This window comes from Candidatus Fukatsuia anoeciicola (genome assembly GCF_964059965.1).
Taxonomy (GTDB): Bacteria; Pseudomonadota; Gammaproteobacteria; order Enterobacterales; family Enterobacteriaceae; genus Fukatsuia; species Fukatsuia anoeciicola.
In genome coordinates this window covers 211,070-230,470 of record NZ_OZ060923.1, presented here as the reverse complement: position 1 = coordinate 230,470, position 19,401 = coordinate 211,070, and the positions used below count along the sequence as shown (strand labels likewise).

General features: G+C 27.8%; 13 protein-coding genes. 8 read left to right on the top strand and 5 right to left on the bottom strand.

The genetic code is table 11. The features are described 5' to 3' along the window. The first annotated feature begins 38 nt into the window (after positions 1–38). The gene (locus tag AB4W73_RS00835) at positions 39–1,118 is read left to right on the top strand and encodes a glycosyltransferase family 4 protein (protein ID WP_367680571.1); all 1,080 of its coding nucleotides are present in this window, start codon (positions 39–41) and stop codon (positions 1,116–1,118) included. A gap of 131 nt (positions 1,119–1,249) precedes the next feature. Continuing rightward, the gene (locus AB4W73_RS00830; RefSeq protein WP_367680570.1) at positions 1,250–2,080 is read left to right on the top strand and encodes a glycosyltransferase; all 831 of its coding nucleotides are present in this window, start codon (positions 1,250–1,252) and stop codon (positions 2,078–2,080) included. 244 nt (positions 2,081–2,324) lie between these two features. Here AB4W73_RS00830 and ruvA read toward each other — a convergent pair whose 3' ends face one another. From ruvA to aspS, 4 genes are read right to left on the bottom strand one after another with little or no spacing between them, the layout of a single operon-like run. Then, the gene (ruvA, locus tag AB4W73_RS00825) at positions 2,325–2,939 is read right to left on the bottom strand and encodes a Holliday junction branch migration protein RuvA (RefSeq protein ID WP_367680569.1); all 615 of its coding nucleotides are present in this window, start codon (positions 2,937–2,939) and stop codon (positions 2,325–2,327) included. Further along, on the bottom strand, positions 2,936–3,442 hold the full coding sequence (gene ruvC / locus AB4W73_RS00820; protein ID WP_367680568.1) for a crossover junction endodeoxyribonuclease RuvC: 507 nt from the start codon (positions 3,440–3,442) through the stop codon (positions 2,936–2,938). Before ruvC ends, ruvA begins: the two co-directional genes overlap by 4 nt. A 38-nt stretch (positions 3,443–3,480) precedes the next feature. Then, positions 3,481–4,224: a YebC/PmpR family DNA-binding transcriptional regulator gene (locus AB4W73_RS00815; RefSeq protein ID WP_367680567.1), complete on the bottom strand. Its 744-nt coding sequence runs from the start codon at positions 4,222–4,224 to the stop codon at positions 3,481–3,483. Between the two features lie 60 nt (positions 4,225–4,284). Continuing rightward, on the bottom strand, positions 4,285–6,072 hold the full coding sequence (gene aspS / locus AB4W73_RS00810) for an aspartate--tRNA ligase (RefSeq protein WP_367680566.1): 1,788 nt from the start codon (positions 6,070–6,072) through the stop codon (positions 4,285–4,287). A 369-nt stretch (positions 6,073–6,441) separates the two neighbouring features. On the opposite strand from aspS, the gene AB4W73_RS00805 reads away from it, so the two are divergent. The 6 genes from AB4W73_RS00805 (at position 6,442) to secF (ending at position 16,883) form a co-directional block, all read left to right on the top strand. Continuing rightward, positions 6,442–6,837 (top strand): MAPEG family protein, encoded by a 396-nt coding sequence (locus AB4W73_RS00805; protein WP_367680565.1) that lies wholly within the window; start codon positions 6,442–6,444, stop codon positions 6,835–6,837. A 217-nt stretch (positions 6,838–7,054) separates the two neighbouring features. Next, complete coding sequence (gene purL, locus AB4W73_RS00800; protein ID WP_367680733.1) at positions 7,055–10,945, top strand: phosphoribosylformylglycinamidine synthase; 3,891 nt, start codon at positions 7,055–7,057, stop codon at positions 10,943–10,945. Between the two features lie 1,474 nt (positions 10,946–12,419). Next, positions 12,420–13,541, top strand: a complete 1,122-nt coding sequence (gene tgt, locus AB4W73_RS00795; protein ID WP_367680564.1) for a tRNA guanosine(34) transglycosylase Tgt — start codon at positions 12,420–12,422, stop codon at positions 13,539–13,541. Positions 13,542–13,647: 106 nt separating this feature from the next. Further along, positions 13,648–13,980 carry a preprotein translocase subunit YajC gene (gene yajC, locus AB4W73_RS00790; protein WP_367680563.1) on the top strand — a complete coding sequence of 111 codons (333 nt, stop codon included), beginning with the start codon at positions 13,648–13,650 and terminating at the stop codon, positions 13,978–13,980. A 28-nt stretch (positions 13,981–14,008) separates the two neighbouring features. Further along, positions 14,009–15,868, top strand: a complete 1,860-nt coding sequence (gene secD, locus AB4W73_RS00785) for a protein translocase subunit SecD (RefSeq protein ID WP_367680562.1) — start codon at positions 14,009–14,011, stop codon at positions 15,866–15,868. Between the two features lie 10 nt (positions 15,869–15,878). After that, positions 15,879–16,883, top strand: coding sequence for a protein translocase subunit SecF (secF, locus tag AB4W73_RS00780; protein ID WP_367680561.1), 1,005 nt, complete (start codon positions 15,879–15,881; stop codon positions 16,881–16,883). 1,625 nt (positions 16,884–18,508) lie between these two features. Here the strand turns inward: secF and nadK are convergent. Continuing rightward, on the bottom strand, positions 18,509–19,381 hold the full coding sequence (gene nadK / locus AB4W73_RS00775) for an NAD(+) kinase (RefSeq protein WP_367680732.1): 873 nt from the start codon (positions 19,379–19,381) through the stop codon (positions 18,509–18,511). Between the last annotated feature and the right edge of the window lie 20 nt (positions 19,382–19,401).

Below are 19,401 nucleotides of genomic sequence, written 5' to 3'. Positions count from 1 at the left end.
ACCAACAGTAGTATTATAAATAGAATAGGAAATTCTAAGTGAAAAAAATTTGTTTATTAATAGAAGATATAACTAAGTCTGGTGGTACTGAACGCGTTATTTCAGTATTAAGTCAGTACCTTAATGAATTACCTGAATTAAAGATAGAAATAGTATCTATTAAAAATAAAAATAAAGAACCTTTTTATAAAATAAATGGTAATATTTACTATTTAGATCAAATTAAATTATCTTACCTAAAGGTTGTACAATTTATTAAAAATAAAAAATATGACTCTGTTGTAATTATATCTATGAGACGTTTATCTATTTTTATGACACTTGCTCTTAAATTTTTAAATTTTAAACAAGAAATAATTTTAAGTGAACATACTTCTTTTAATTCTTTACCTATTTTCATAAAAATATTAAAATTAATTGTATATAATCTTTGTACTAAGATTATAGTTTTAACTACTCACGATAAAAAAGTAATCTCTAAAAAATTATTTAATATTAGTAAAATATATTCAATAACTAATATATCTCCATTCTCTACGCAACCAATTAATTTATCACCATCTAAAAAATTTATTGCTATTGGTCGTTTAAATAAAGAAAAAGGATTTGATCTATTACTAAAATCATGGTTCTATTTTAAAAAAAATAAATATAGTGAATTTTTGCTTGAGATTATTGGTTGTGGAAAGGAAGAAGCTTTTCTTAAAGATATAGCACTTAAATTAAATATACATGATTCTGTAATTTTTTCTGGTTTAAAAAGTAATATTTCTGAAAGTTATTCAAATGCTTATGGTATTTTAATGACTTCTCGCTACGAAGGATTACCAATGGTTCTTATAGAGGGTCAGTCATTTGGTATTCCTTGCATCTCTTTTGATTGTTTAACTGGGCCTAGAGATATTATTTGTGATAAAGAAAATGGATTTCTTGTAGAAAATGGCAATATTCTTGTATTTAGTGAAAAAATATCTTTGCTTGCAAATGATATAGATTTAAGAAATAAGATGGCTGCTAAAGCATTAGAAAATGCAAAAAGATTTTCTTTTAATACAATTGCTTCTGATAATACAATTGCTTCTAAATGGCTAGAAGTTCTATGTGGGAATATAGTTTAATTTTATATTTTATTAATATTATATTATATATTATATTTTTATTTAATTATAATTTTATCTATTAACTATTATAGGTAAAACTAACTAATTAAAAATTAGTAATTTTAATCTTATAATTAGAAATTAATAAGATGTTATCTTTTAGTGTGCTAATTTCTTTATATAAAAATGAAAAACCACAATATTTAAATGATTGCTTATCAAGTATTGCTAATCAAACATTAACTCCTAATGAAATTATTTTAGTTCTAGATGGATCAGTAGGAATTGAGTTAATAGAAGTTATATTTAAATGGCTTAAAATTATTCCTATAAAAATTATAAAATTAAGTAAAAATGTTGGTTTAGGTCAAGCTCTTAATATTGGATTACAACAATGTAAATTTGAATTAGTTGCTAGAATGGATACAGATGATATCTGTTATTCTACAAGATTTGAAAAGCAGATTAATTATATAATAAAATATCCTAATATAGCAGTATTAGGTTCTAATATATATGAATTTAATAATAATATTTGTAATATTAGAGGAATTAGAACAACCCCTTCTTCATATGAAGATATAGTAAAATTTTCAAAAATTAGAAATCCTTTTAACCATATGACAGTTATTTTTAAAAAAAGTATTATCCAAAAAGTTGGAGGTTATCAACATCACTTATATATGGAAGATTATAATCTTTGGCTTCGCGTAATCTCAAATAAATACTATGTCAAAAATCTTCCTAATATTTTAGTATATGCCCGTGTAGATGATAAAATGATTTATCGTCGTAGGGGTTTAATTTATATAAAAAGTGAATTTAAAATAGCTATATTAAAAATGAAATTAAAAATTCAAAATCCTTTTTTATCATTAATTACCTTTTGTCTAAGAAGTTTATTGAGACTTTTATCAGTAAGATATATTTCTTTAATTTATAAAAAAATTCGTAGATATAATAATAATTTAAAAAGTTAAACACGCTTAATAAGTTTAGATATTTTATAACTAAATCTAAGATATAGATTTAAGGAAATTATTTATGTATTAAAAATAAATTAAGTAGTAAGTAAAATATTAAGCATTTAATATTATATTCTTTAGAAATATATTTCTATTTATAAAAAATTACATAAAATACATAAAAATTTAATTAAAAAAATAAAAAAGCAAATATATATAGCTATATTTATGTAAATTTTTAAAAAATATTATACTAAATCTACAAAGTAGATCGTAAAGCATTACATATTAATGTTTTACAATCCATTCCTATTTTAGCAATGTTATTAACTAATCGACTAGCTTCCTGCGGCTTATAACCTAGAGTTATTAATGCTAATATAGCCTCAGTTTTAACATCTATATTTGATACTTTTGCTGGTTTATCTATTAGTAAAGTATTTCTATATTTATTAAATAGCTTATCATGTAAATTTTTAAAACGATCTTTCATTTCGACTACTAAACGTTTTGCTGTTTTTTTGCCCATTCCAGGTAGTTTAATTAAATTAATAATTTCCTCCTTCTCTACTGCGTTAAAAAATTCATATATTGACATACCAGATAAAATTCCTAGCGCTAAATTAGGTCCAATACTATTAATTTTAATTAGTTCACGAAAAATAGTATGTTGCTGTTTATTATTAAAACCATAAAGTAACTGTGAATCATTACGTACTATTAATTGAGTAAAAATAATTACTTCTTGCCCTAAATTAGGTAACTGACAAAAACATGTCATAGGTAACCTAATTTCGTAGCCAACACCTTGAACTTCTAATAATATTAAGGGGGGCTCCTTCTCTAAAATAATACCACTAAGACGTCCTATCATACCGTCTCTCTTTGAGATAATACTGGATTAAAATGACAATAAGTGATAGCTACTGCTAAAGCATCAGCAGCATCTACCTGAGGATTAGTAGGTAATTTTAATAAAGAACGTACCATATACTGTACCTGATTCTTGTTTGCTGAACCTATACCAACTACTGTTTTTTTAATCTGTCGAGTAGCATATTCAAAAACTAGTAAATTCTGATTTACAGCTGCAACTATAGCTGCCCCCCGTGCTTGACCAAGTTTTAATGCAGAAGATGCATTTTTTGCCATAAAGACTTGTTCAATAGCAAAAAAATTTGGTTGCTGCTGAATAATAATTTCAGTGATACCAGCATAAATTAGCTTTAATCGGATAGATAAATTATCTAACTTTATACCCTCTACTTGTGTATGAATACATCCACTATCTAGATAACTTAAGCAGTTTTGTTGTTGATGAATAACACCATAACCTGTAATACGAGAACCAGGATCAACACCTAAAATAATTGCCATAACTAGCATTTTCCTTTGGCGTTAATTATAAAAGATAATTATAATGTAGCAGTAATTTTATTGGAAATTTTACCATTATGATAAACTTCTTGCACATCATCTAATTCTTCTAGAATATCAATTAAATGTAATAGTATCGACATAGTATGCGTATCTAAATCTACTTTAACTGAAGAAATAAAGGATATTTCAGCCATCCGTGCTTTTAAACCAGATGTCTCCAATATATCTTTTACTGAATTGAAATCCTCCGGTGTAGTAAGTACATCAATAGTTCCATCATCATAAACTATTATATCATTAGCGCCTGCCTGTATTACTAGATCTATTATCATTATTTTATTTTTATCAGACGCATAAGATATTACTCCCTTTTTGCTAAATAAATAAGCTACCGAACCATTAGCACTTAGATTACCTCCGGTTTTGGTAAAAGCATGCCGTACTTCAGATACTGTACGGTTATGATTATCACTTAAGCACTTAACCATAACTGCGACACCACCAAGAGCATACCCCTCATAGATAATATCTTTCATATGATTATTTTCGTTATTACCAATACTACGAGCAATCGTACGATTTAATGTACTACGTGTCATATTATTCAGTAATGCTTTATCAATAGCGGTCCTTAAGCGTGAATTTATTGTTGGATTATTACCGCCTAATTTAACAGCAGTTACTATCTCACGTATAATTTTATTAAAAATTTTTCCACGTTTAGTATCCTGCATAAATTTGCGGTATTTAGTATTTGCCCATTTACTATGACCAGCCATAAAGATCTCCAAAAATAATTTTTCTAGAACTCAATATTATCATCGATAATTCCAGGGTATTTATGACTCATCTAGCTCCTTCATATTTTTCATTACTAACGTATTAATTGATAGTTCTTGTAATAAATAAGTACTAGCAAAATTAGGCGCTTCTGTTAACAAACAAGCAGCAGCAGTAGTTTTTGGAAAAGCGATTACATCACGAATATTATTACTTCCTGTTAGTAACATTACTAAACGATCTAAACCAAAAGCTAAGCCTGCGTGCGGTGGCGCTCCATATTTCAGCGCATCAAGTAAAAAACCAAATTTTTCACGTTGTTCTTTTTGATTCATTCCAATAATAGAAAATACTTGTTGTTGCATTTCACTATGGTGAATACGCACTGATCCTCCACCAACTTCATAACCATTAATTACCATATCATAAGCATTAGCTATAGCAGCAACTGGGTTTAACTTAAGTTCAGTTTGTGTTATTTCTTTAGGTGCAGTAAAGGGATGATGTATAGCGGTCATACTTCCAATTTTATTACCCTCAAATAAAGGAAAGTCAATTATCCATAAAGGAGCCCAGCTATCTTGTTTAATTAATTTCATGTCAATTGCTAGTTTTGCACGTAGAATCCCCATTGCATGGCTAACTATTTTAAAATCATCTGCAGCAATAAATAAAATATCATTATTCTCAGCTTTAATACGTTCCAGAATATTTTTTAATATATTAGAATTCAAAAATCTAACAATAGAACCTTCGACGCCATTTAATCCAGCTTTATGATTATTTATCTTCAACCAAAATAAACCTGAAGCACCTTGTTGTTTTATAATTTTAGTATATTCATTAATTTTTTTACGAGTAATTTGTGTTCCATTTTTAACGCGTATTACGATTACTCGCCTTGCTACATCATTAACGTAATCTGCAAAAATTTTGTAATCAATTGAGGTAACTAAATCAGCTATGTCAACTAGTTCCAATGGATTACGTAAATCTGGTTTGTCAGAACCAAAACGACGTATAGCTTCAGAAAAAGTGATAACAGAAAAAGGACCAAGATTAACTCCTTTAATTTCTTTCCATAATTTACAGATCAATTCTTCCATTAAATAACGGAGCTGTTCAGCATTCATAAAAGAAGTTTCAACATCAATTTGGGTAAATTCAGGTTGACGATCAGTACGTAAATCTTCATCACGAAAACATTTTACAATTTGATAATAACGATCAAAACCTGATATCATTAATAACTGTTTAAACAACTGCGGTGATTGTGGCAAAGCATAAAATTTACCTTTATTTACTCGACTTGGTACTAAATAATTACGAGCACCTTCTGGTGTGATTTTAGTGAGCATCGGAGTTTCAATGTCAAGAAAATCATGGTTATCCATAAAATGGCGTATAAAATGAGTAACTTTAGCGCGTATTTTTATTTTCTGTGTCATTTCTGGACGCCGTAAATCTAAATAGCGATATTTTAAACGAGACTCTTCATTATTAATCTGCTTATTATCTAATGGGGATGATTCGCTATAATTAATAATATTAAGCTCCTTAGCAAGAACCTCAATTTCACCAGTTAGCATTTTTTTATTTATTTGTTTGCCAATACGTGCCCGCACAGTACCTATTATTTGAATACAGAATTCATTGCGTAATAATAATGCCTGTTTAAAAACATGTGGTTGGCTCTGATCAAAAAATACCTGAACAATACCTTCTCGATCGCGCATATCAATAAAAATAGAACGACCAAAATCACGATAACAATTGATCCAGCCACATAAAACAACTTCTTGATTAATATGGGATAAATTTAATTGTCCACAATATTTAGTGCGCATATCTTACCTTTTAAACTATTTTTTAATGAAGTTACCGAAAACTATTTTATTTATTTTTGCTAATTAAAAATAACTTTGTCTTAGTTTAATTAATAGCTAAAATCAAAAACATTTTTTATTTTTCTGTTATTTTGTTAAGTCTTTATATAAGTAATATAAAATTTTAAGAGTCTATTAAAAATTATTGTAAGCAAAGCTTTGTAGAAGGCATAAAGCATGGTTTCTATCTTATTTATATTAAAATTTTTCTTGCTATTAGCGCATATAAAACAAAAAGTTACTAAAATAAATTATACTTAAATTTGTAGAATAAAAAATTCTTATTATAAAAAGTAAGAAAGACATTAAAGTTAAGTTATGGAGTCTAAAATGATTAGTTCATTTTATATTATTTTAAGTATAATTTTACTGATTAAGTTTTCATTGAATATAGTAAAACTTAGAAATCAATACCAGGTAACTTATGGTGATGGTGGTTTTTCTAAATTGCAAATTGCGATTACTGTTTATAATAGTGCTGTGGAATATATTCCTAGCGCACTTATTTTACTTATAATACTTGAGATGAATGGCGCAGAAACTTGGATAATTCATCTTTGTGGATCAATATTAATAGTCGAACGTTTATTGTATTTTTATTACTTGCACTATATTGGTAATAATCAAAAAAGTTTTACAATTAATACAATTTATATTTCCCTTATACTTATAGTTATAAGTAATATTTATTATATACCATGGAATCAGTTCTTTAATTTACATTAATAAAATTTTTTATTTCTAGGTTAAATTATTATAGATAATTTATTATATGCTACTTTTATTTAGTTATCTAATTAGTGCTAAATTAATATTTATCATATGAAATTAAGTTTATTATTAATAATAAAGAAATAGACCATTTTCATTATTAATAATTCATTATTATAGCACATACTAATATACTATTTCTTTTGTTTTATCAATGAGAAAAACTTTGTTTATGGAAATACTGCAAGCTTCACCTGCCTTGTCAATTTTTAGAATCACTAAACTACTATCTTGCTGTCAAGATATGCAATTACCAGTACGTGATATCTATGCTGAATATGTGCATTTTATTAACCTTAGTGCGCCATTGAATACTGAGGAAGATACTAAATTACAACACTTACTTAAATATGGGAATGTTTTACCTAAACGTACAGTATCAGGAGTTTTACGTTTAGTGACGCCTCGCCCTGGCACTATTTCTCCTTGGTCCTCTAAAGCTAGTAACATTGCACATAATTGTGGTTTATCTAAGGTGCTACGTTTAGAACGTGGTATTGCTTTTTATATTCAAAGTAGTGAGATGACATCTAATCAATGGCAACAACTAGAAACGATATTGCATGATCGGATGATAGAAACAGTATTTAATGAATTAACACAAGCAAAACAACTTTTTTCTTATCGTTCTCCTAAAACATTACAATGGATTGATATTACAAGAAAAGGACGAAAAGCATTAGAGGAAGCAAATAGTCAATTAGGTTTAGCGCTTGTAACAGAAGAAATAGACTATCTAATGTCAACTTTTACGACCCTTGGACGTAATCCAACAGATATTGAACTTTATATGTTTGCTCAGGCTAATTCAGAGCATTGTCGCCATAAAATTTTTAATGCAAATTGGCGAATTGATGGAGTTGACCAGCCATATTCTCTATTTGATATGATTAAAAATACATTTAAACAAACGCCAGATTATGTGTTATCTGCTTATAAAGATAATGCAGCAGTAATGCAGGGCTCTTTAGTTGGACGTTTTTTCGCGGCACCACATAATCACATCTATGGTTATCATCAAGAAGAAGTACCTATTTTAATAAAAGTAGAAACCCATAATCATCCAACAGCAATTTCACCTTGGCCAGGAGCAGCAACAGGTTCTGGTGGTGAAATTCGCGATGAAGGTGCAACTGGACGTGGTGCTAAACCTAAAGCTGGATTAGTCGGTTTTTCAGTTTCTAATTTACGTATTCCTAATTTTGAACAACCTTGGGAAGAAAACTTTGGTAAACCTGATCGTATCGTAAGTGCACTTGAAATCATTACTAATGCACCTCTTGGCGCTGCTACTTTTAATAATGAATTTGGTCGACCTATATTACTCGGTTATTTTCGTACTTACGAAGAGCGTATTGATAGTTATAATGGCAGTGAGTTACGTGGTTATCATAAACCGATTATGCTAGCAGGAGGAATGGGTAATATTCGTGCTAATCATGTAGAAAAAAGTAAAATTAATTTAGGTACAAATCTAATTGTTCTTGGCGGAGCAGCAATGAACATTGGTTTAGGGGGTGGTTCAGCCTCTTCAACAATTTCTGGTCAATTAAATATTGATCTAGATTTTGCTTCGGTGCAGCGAGCTAATCCAGAAATGGAACGTCGTTGTCAGGAAGTAATTGATAGTTGTTGGCAGTTAGGTAATTATAATCCTATCTTATTTATTCATGATGTAGGGGCTGGCGGCCTATCAAATGCAATACTAGAACTAATCAATGATAGCGAATGTGGTGGATGCTTTGAGTTACGGAATATCCCAAATGACGAACCTAGTATGAGTCCATTAGAAATTTGGTGTAATGAATCACAAGAGCGTTATGTATTAGCAATTGCATCAGAGCAGATGAAATTATTTGATGAAATTTGTAGTCGTGAACGTGCTCCTTATGCAATTATTGGAAAAACAACTAAAGAAAAAAATTTACTAGTAAAAGATTATAATTTTAATAATCAGCCAATCACTATGCCATTAAATATTTTATTAGGTAAAACTCCTAAAATACGACGTGATGTTATGCAATTACAAGCACATAGTAAGCCATTAGAACGCGTACAGATTAATATTACTGATGCAATAAAAAGAGTCTTACATTTACCAGCAGTAGCTGAAAAAACATTTTTAATTACTATTGGTGATCGTACGGTTACAGGTATGGTTACACGTGATCAGATGGTAGGTCCATGGCAAATTCCAGTAGCAGATTGCGCTGTTACAAGCGCAAGTTTAGATAGTTATCATGGTGAAGCTATGTCTATTGGTGAACGTGCTCCTGTAGCTTTATTAGATTTTGCTGCTTCAGCTCGTCTTGCTGTTGGAGAGGCGTTAACTAACATTGCTGCTAATCAGATTGGTGATTTAAAACGCATTAAGCTTTCAGCTAACTGGATGTCCGCTGCAGGACATCCAGGAGAAGATGCTGGATTATATGCTGCAGTACGTGCTATTGGTCAAGAACTTTGCCCTGCTCTAGGGTTAACTATTCCAGTCGGAAAAGATTCGCTTACAATGAAGACTAGTTGGAAAGAAAATAACGAGTATCGTGAAATGATATCACCACTATCATTAATAATCAATGCTTTTTCCCGTGTAGAAGATGTTCGCCGTACTATTACACCACAACTACAAATTGATTGTTGTGAAAATGCATTATTATTAATCGATTTAGGGGCAGGGCATAATGCATTAGGAGCTACTGCATTATCCCAAGTTTATCGTCAATTAGGAGATAAACCTGCTGATGTGCGTAATGTATCGCAGTTAGCAGCTTTTTTTAAAGCTATACAGATACTAATTACCAATCAGTATCTATTAGCTTACCATGATCGATCTGATGGTGGCTTATTAGTAACCCTAGCAGAAATGGCATTTGCTGGTCATTGCGGTATTGATATAGATATTCAATCTTTAGGTAAGGATTATCTTGCATCATTATTTAATGAAGAATTAGGCGTAGTAATCCAGGTACATTCTAAACAGCGTGCAATGGTAGAGCAACAGTTAGCTCATCTAGGTTTAGCAACTATTGTACATTACTTAGGAAAAGCAGTAATAGGTGATAATTTTATTATTCGTCATGGTAATGAAATTATATATCAAGAGAGTCGAATAAAGTTACGCTGTTGGTGGGCAGAAACTACCTGGCAAATACAGAGGCTTCGTGATAACCCATATTGTGCGGATCAAGAACACCAAGCCAAACAAGAAGAAACGGATCCGGGTCTTAATGTTAAACTAAGTTTTGATCCTAATGAAGATATTACAGTCCCTTATATTACTCAGCAAATACGCCCTAAAGTAGCGGTATTACGTGAACAAGGCATAAATTCTCAGGTTGAAATGGCTGCTGCTTTTTATCATGCAGGTTTTGATGCTATTGATGTGCATATGAGTGATTTATTAAGTGGTAGAATCAATTTAAATCCTTTCCAAGTGGTAGTCGCTTGCGGAGGATTTTCTTACGGTGATGTTTTAGGTGCAGGTGAAGGTTGGGCTAAATCTATTTTATTTAATAACCGAGTACGTGATGAATTTACTGCTTTTTTCCAACGTCCGCATACTTTAGCATTAGGTGTATGTAATGGTTGTCAGATGATGTGTAATTTACGTGAACTAATTCCTGGTACGGATCATTGGCCAAATTTTAGACGTAATCTATCCGAACGTTTTGAAGCACGTTTTAGCCTAGTTGAAGTGGTTGCAAGTCCTTGCTTATTTACACAGAACATGGCAGGCTCACGTATACCTATCGCCGTTTCGCATGGTGAAGGAAGATTAGAAGTACAAAATATGGCACAACTAACAATGTTACAACAGCAGAGTCAGGTAGTTATGCGTTTTGTTGACAATTTTGGCCAAGTTACTGAACGTTATCCTGCTAATCCAAATGGCTCCATACAAGGTATTACTGCAATAACTAGTAATAGTGGTCGAGTAACAGTTATGATGCCTCATCCAGAACGGGCTTTTCGTACTGTTAGCAATTCCTGGCATCCATTAGAGTGGGGTGTAGATGGTGCATGGATGCAAATGTTTCGTCAAGCACGCAAAGAATTAGGTTAGTATTACTATTTATTAGTTATATAAAAGCTATTAGTATTAATACTAGTGTTTGTCTATTAGACTATATTTAATATAGTAAAATATCTAGATTAAAATTATTCTATGATTTCAATCTTGCTTAATATTATTTAAAATAGCACTAGTTATTACGGTGCTAGTTTTATAAGATAAAGTAGCTGAAAATTAGTTTATATTTCCTAATATATTATTTTATGTTATAGCAACTAGTTAATAATTACTAGAATAAGATCTTAATCCTGTAATTTAATTCCTAATTTTCCAACTATTTCTCATTATGTAATTATCTACACTTTTTTCTAGCATAAATTAAAGTTAATAATTTTACTATTAGCTAAATCCTAGTTACTAGTATTATACTAATAAGTTATTAGTATAATACTAGATGTAGTTATCTAATTTAGAAATCATATTTTTTTATTTTAATATTGTGTATAATTTAGTTAGTCATGATATTTCTTAGTATGTAACTAAAGATTTTATATCAAATGTATTAAATACACACAAATCAAGAACTCACTTTTTTTAAAAGTATTAATAAAGTATTAATAAATACGGTATATATTATAAAGATATGATCTGTATCATATTCATCATTAAGAAAAAATTTTTCATTTTTCTTTTCTTGTGTGATCTAGAAATTAAATTCTTATCATACTATCTTATTATAACTAATTAAAGATTATATTTATAATATAAATTTCAATAACTAAACCTTTTTAAAAATTAATACTTTTACGCTTATGTAAGTATCATTAATAATATCCTAAATAAGAAGATTTCTATATAATATAAAAGTAATAAATAAAGATGCTAAAAATAAAAAAGCCACTTAATTAGTAACAAATACAATTTAGCTTAAAAATAATAAAATATTTAATATAGCAGATAAGTACAAACAAATAACAGTAGTTAAAAAAATTTAGATTAACTAAAATTATAAGATAAGTAATAATTATATACTAAAAAATAATACATAATATCAACGTATACTTATTAATATTACTAATGAATATTATTAATAAAAGATATCATAATTTTAGATTATTAAAGGGTTTTATGTATAAATATATCTTATAATTAAAATAGTAATAGATATAGATTACTTAGGACTAGTTAAATTAATTTAAGTTTAATATTACTTAAAAAAATAAAGAAAAAATTCTTTAGCACTAAAAGATAATATAGCAATAAGTATTAAGCTAACATATATTGAACAAAAACACTATTATTATAGTAGAAATTATATAAGCTATTTATAAAATAAGCATTATTATATTAATAATAATTAATATTTATTAATAAAATTATATTACATGGCACTTACTGTAGTATGTAGTATATAAGGATTATAAGTATAATATAATATAAAATTTGTAATAGATAATAGTTTTTGTAAATAATCTAATTAAATTTAAGCGATAACACGTTAGACATATTTACCTTTGGAGGTAATATGAAGTTTGAGTTACAAAAAACTGATGGGCATGCTCGTCGTGGTCGCTTGATTTTTGAAAATGGGTCAGTAGAAACGCCAGCATTTATGCCAGTTGGTACTTATGGTGCGGTAAGAAGCATAACACCAGAAGAGGTTAAGGCCAGTGGTGCACAAATTTTATTAGGTAATACTTTTCATCTTTGGTTACGTCCAGGCCAAGAAGTTATTAAAATGCATGGTGATCTTCATAATTTTATGCAATGGCATGATCCAATCCTAACTGATTCAGGTGGCTTTCAAGTATTTAGTCTAGGAGCAATGCGCAAAATAAAAGAAGAAGGCGTTTATTTTAAGAATCCTATAAATGGAGATAAAGTATTTCTTAGCCCAGAAAAATCTTTAGAGATACAGCGAGATCTAGGTGCCGAAATTATGATGGTTTTTGATGAATGTACACCATATCCAGCTAATTGGAACTATGCTAAGCATTCAATGGAATTATCATTACGTTGGGCTGCACGTAGTCATCATCAACATTTTAATAAATTAAATAATAAAAATGCATTATTTGGTATTATTCAAGGAGGTGTATATCAAGATTTACGTGATATTTCGCTATATGGGTTGCAAAATATTGGCTTTGATGGTTATGCTGTGGGCGGTTTAGCAGTAGGTGAACCAAAAGAAAAGATGTACCGTATCTTAGAGCATATTTGTCCACAGATTTCTCAAGACAAACCACGTTATTTAATGGGGGTTGGTAAACCACAGGACTTAGTTGAAGGGGTACGTCGTGGTATTGATATGTTTGATTGTGTTATACCAACACGTAATGCGCGTAATGGTTATTTATTTGTCTCGGAAGGAATTATTAAAATTCGCAATGCTAGATATAAGAAAAATGAATCTAAGCTAGATAAAAATTGCGATTGCTATACTTGTTGTTATTATAGCCTTGCATATTTGCATCATCTTAATCGCTGTAAAGAAATATTAAGTGCTAGGCTTAATACTATTCATAATTTACGTTATTATCAACGCTTAATGACTACTTTGCGTCAGGCTATTGAAAAGGGTATATTAGACAGTGTAATTACAGAATTTTATAAGCAAATTAAAAAATCTGAATTAAAAGTTTAGTGCTGTAACTATAGATTTTATAGCTAGAATTAAATAAATAATAACTTCTAATTACTAGTAAAATTTTAATTAATATTTAATATCAATATAATATAAGGTTACATTAATGAGTTTTTTAATTTCTAATGCTATTGCTTCTGTTGGTAATCCAACACAAGGAAGTACGTATTCTATAATAATTACAATGGTAGCATTTGGTCTAGTTTTTTATTTTACGATTTTACGTCCACAACAAAAACGAACAAAAGAACATAAAAAATTAATAGATTCAATTACTAAAGGAGATGAAATTTTAACTACAGGTGGACTGCTAGGTCGTGTTATAAAAGTTACAGAGATGGGTTATATTATTATTGCACTCAATGATGCTACTGAAGTAATGATTAAACGTGATTTTGTGGCTGCTATTTTGCCAAAAAATACTATAAAAGCATTATAAGTTTTAATTTTTTCCAAAAGGAACTACTGTGTTAAATCATTATCCTTTATGGAAGTATTTGGCATTAATATTTTTGTTATTTATTAGCTTGCTATATGCGCTACCTAATCTTTATGGTGAAGATCCTGCAGTACAGATTACTGGTACTCATAATATCATTGCTAATGAAACTAGTTTAAACCAAGTTCGTAACTTGCTAGAAAAAGAAAAAATAGTAAGTAAAGCTATTACACTTAAAAAAGGTATTATTCTTATTTGCTTTAAAGATACTGATGCTCAATTACATGCTTATGAAACATTAATGGTAAAATTAAGGGATAAATATATTATTGCATTAAATTTAGTACCATCAACACTATCTTGGTTAGCTAAGTTAGGTGCCAGACCAATAAAATTAGGGCTTGATTTACGTGGTGGGGTCCATTTTTTGATAGAAGTAGATATGAATTCTGTATTAAATAAGTTACAAGAACAAAATATAGATAGTTTATGTTTTGCTCTACGTCAAAAAAATATTCCTTATACTTCTGTGTCTAAGTTTAATAACTTTTATGTTAATCATAGTACTACTATTAATTTTGCTAATAGTACTACACGGGATGTAGCAATAAACTACCTGTCATCTCATTATAATAATTTAGTAATAAGTAAAAATGGAAGTCAAAGACTAAAAGTATTAATGAATAATGAGTATTTACGTAAAATACGTAGATCTATATTACAACAAAATATTAGTGTTCTACGTAATCGAGTTAATCAATTAGGAGTTACAGAACCTTTAATACAGCGCCAAGGTGCTAATCGTATTGTTATTGAATTACCTGGTATCCAGGATATGGTACGCGCTAAAGAAATCCTTGGTGCTACTGCTACACTTGAGTTTCGTTTACAAAATACTAACGTTAATGTTAATGCTGCAATGGTAGGGCAAGTGCCAAGTAATTCAGAAGTAAAAAATACTCGTGAAGGACAACCAATTATTCTATATAAACGAGTAATTTTAACTGGTAATCATATTATTAATTCAACTTCTATAACTAATGAATACAATCAGGCACAAGTTAATATTTTATTAGATAATGAAGGCGGATCGATTATCTCTAATTTTACTAAAGATAATATTGGCAGACCAATGGCAACTTTACTTATAGAATATAAAAATAGCGGCAAAAAAGATACTAATGGACATATAATTTTAGTTAGGGAAGAAAAAGTGATAAATGTAGCAATTATTCAATCGCGTTTAGGTAATAATTTTTGTATTACTGGTATTGCTAATCTGGTTGAAGCACAACAGCTTTCATTATTATTACGAGCCGGCACTTTAATTGCGCCTATTCAAATTATAGAAGAGCGTACTATTGGTCCTGCTTTAGGAGTACAGAATATTACCCAAGGTCTAACTGCTTGTTTTTGTAGTTTGACTACATCAATTATTTTTATGGTTTTTTACTATCGTAAATTTGGTTTAATTGCTAGCAGCGCTCTACTTATTAATTTAGTACTCATTGTGGGTACAATGTCACTTTTACCCGGAGCTACATTAACCATGCCAGGTATTGCTGGTATTGTATTAACGTTAGCTGTAGCTGTTGACGCGAATGTGTTAATTAACGAACGAATAAAGGAAGAAATTAGTAATGGTAGATCAATTCAGCAAGCTATACATTATGGCTATAAAGGTGCCTTTTCTAGCATTGTTGATGCAAATATAATAACATTAATTACAGCAATAATTCTTTATACATTAACTACTGGTTCAATTAAAGGTTTTGCTATTGCTACTATTATTGGTGTATTAACTTCAATGTTTACTACTATAGTTGGGACACGTGCTATTGTTAATCTACTTTATGGTGGCAAACGTATTAATAGGTTATCCATTTAAGGAATAAATAGTGATACAAAATTATACTATTAAACAATTAAACTATAATCGTAAAGTAAATGATTTTATGTGCTGGAATAATATAGTTTTTAGTATTTCTTTATTATTAATGGTAGCATCCATTACGATCATATTAACCCGTAGTTTTAACTGGGGATTAGATTTCACAGGTGGTGCTATTATTGAAGTTAATTTAAAAAATCCAATTAATCTTAATGAATTACGTAATACGCTGCAAAAAAAAAGTTTTACTACACTAATTATTCAAAATTTTGGTAGTACACATAATATCATAATACGTTTACCGCTAATTAAAAGTTACTCCACAATGTCTTCTGTTGCAAAATTTTCTACTATAGCTTCTTCTACTACTATTAATACAAGTCAGAAACTAGGTAATGAAATTATTACTACTATAAATAATTTATTTGATAAAAATGCAAAAATTAAACGTATTGAATTTATTGGGCCTAGTGTAGGTAATGAATTAATTCTAACAGCTGGTATGGCATTACTAATTGCGCTACTCTTCATTATGATTTATGTCTGCTTTCGCTTTGAGTGGCGGTTAGCATTAGGTACAGTTATTGCCTTAGGTCATGATATTGCTATAACCTTAGGTATTTTATCTTTATGTAGAATTGAGATTGATTTAACTATAATTGCTTCTTTGATGTCAGTTATTGGTTATTCATTAAATGATAGCATTGTCATTTTAGATCGAATTCGTGAAAATTTTCGTAAGATAAATCGTGGTACACCATATGAAATAATAAATATATCATTAACACAAACGTTAAGTCGCACTATTATGACCTCATTAACTACTTTAACAATGGTGTTAATACTGTATATTTTTGGAGGGACTATGCTAAAAGGGTTCTCTTTAACTATGTTAATTGGAATTTTTATTGGAACAATTTCATCTATTTATGTAGTTTCTGCATTAGCTTTAAAATTAGGAATAAAACGTGAAGATTTGCTACAACAAAAAGTTGAAAAAGAAGGGATTTAATTAGTTTTTAATTTTTTTAAATATTACTACTTATTAAGATGAAGGTTCTTATAAGTAGGTTATCAATAATAGTTTATTATATTTCCTGCTTTTTATAATGGATTAAAAGAATTATTAAGCTTTTTATATTAAGATAATACTTATTACTTATTATTTAGTAAAAAACTTTTATAGTTAATTAGTTTATAAGATCTATATTTTAATTATTTTATTATTTTTTTTCTAAAAAATTTTATGTATAAATATAATTCAAAATAAGACTATTTTCTAAACTATATTAATAGATTAAATATAATTTTCTTTATATTAAAAGACTAACTTTTAATATAAAGAAAATTATAGATATTATAATAATTAAAGTTTATATTTTAATAAATTAGTAAATAATTTTTCACATTTCTTTTAATAATTATTAAAATAACAAAAAAATTTTTATATAAGTAAAAAATAAAAAATTTTTATAAAGGTATTTATTTTCAATTTAATAAAAAATTTAAAATAAATAAATGAAAATATTAAAAATAATTTAATATTAAAGCTATTAAGTAATATATATAAATATAAAAATTTAACATTACATATTATTATTAATTAATACATAAAAAGAAAAAATAGTAACCAGTCATAAAAATATAAAAAATAAAAATACAGAAATTAAGTAATAAGACAAAAAATAAAAAATTAAAATTTTTATATTATTAAATACTTAGATAATAAGATAATTTCAATATAAATTCTTTTAATAGTGTAAATTACTTAATTAATAAATATTAATAAAAAAGTAATCAGTAGATATAAAAAATAAAGATGTAAGTTTAATATAACATTACATCAATTAGTAAATTATGTTATTAATAACATTAATAAAAATAATTTTTATTAATAATTTTATAAATACTAATGAATAAATTTATTAATCTTTTTAATACTATATCTAGTTTTTTATATACCTATACATTATTTAGATAAAATCTTAACTAAATTAAAAAATTAATATTTTTTGTTAAAAACTTTTATTTAAAAATATAAATATATGATCTAGTCAACATATAATAAGAATTATATAAACTAGTTATAAAAATAATAATAATATATTAATGTAAATAACATTAATGTAAATAACATTAATAGTATATTACTTTTGTAATATTATATTATCTATAGATAATATAATATTTAACGTAACTATATAACTTAGAAAGTAATATAGCTTATTATTAATAAGATTTTACAAATAACTATTAATAATAGTAGTATACTATACTAAATATTTTATATTATAATAATGTTTTACTATCATTAATAGTAATCTTTTATCTATAATTTTATAAAAAGATTATCTATTAATAAAATACACACAAATATTAATATATTGTAGTATAAGGATACTATATTTTCTAAATAAAATTCTAAGCATAAACTTAGTTATTATAAATATCAATTTACCTAACTAATTTCTCTAGCAATAGTGATTATTTAGGATTATAAATTAATTTTTATCTTATATAATAGTAAAATTATAGATAATTATTTTTTTAATACAATAAATATACTATTATCGAAAGTATATTATACTTATTAAAAGTAAATTTTTTATTAAAGGTAAAGTAGTACTTACATTTTTTTTAAAATAATTTTTTTGACCAATTTAATTTAGTATTTAACGTATTAAAATAACTATAATTTTTAGGATGAATAAGATCAAGATGACATTTACTACGGCTAATCTCTATATATTCACCTTTTCTAATTGGTAGAGTAATCTGACTATCACAAGTAATTTCTAAATCATTACGAAAAATTTTTAAACGGATAATACTGCTATTTTTAATAACTAGCGGTCTTGCTGATAGAGTATGTGGAAACATTGGCACTAATACAATAGCATCAAGAGTTGGCGTTAGAATAGGGCCACCAGCAGAAAGTGAATAAGCTGTGGATCCTGTTGGTGTAGCAATAATTAATCCATCAGAACGTTGTGAAAAGGAGAAGTAATTATCAATGTAAACTTCAAATTCAATCATTTGTACTCTTTTACAGGAATGCAAAATAACTTCATTAATTGCTGTACTAGATTTTTTATAACAGTTTGTATGAAAAATATTAACTTCTAATAAAAAACGTTGTTCGCTCAAATATTCACCTGCTAATACTTCAGTAAGCTGCTTTTGAGCAGTGTCTGGGTCTAAATCAGTTAAAAAACCAAAGTTACCTCTATTGATACCAATTACTTTGATATCATATTTAGCTAACTCTCGAGCAGAACGAAGCATATTACCATCACCACCAACTACAACCGCTAAATCTGCATTTTTACCAATATCTGTTAAGTTACCTACAGTAGTATTTCTTAAAGCAAGATCTTTAGCAATTTGCTCTTCAACAATAACCTCATAACTTTCAGATCTTAGCCAATGATATAGTATTTTATGTGTATCTAACGCAGTCTGTTGGCGTGGATGCCCAAGAATACCAATACAATTAAATTTTTTTGTTATTATTGGTGTTTTTCTCACAG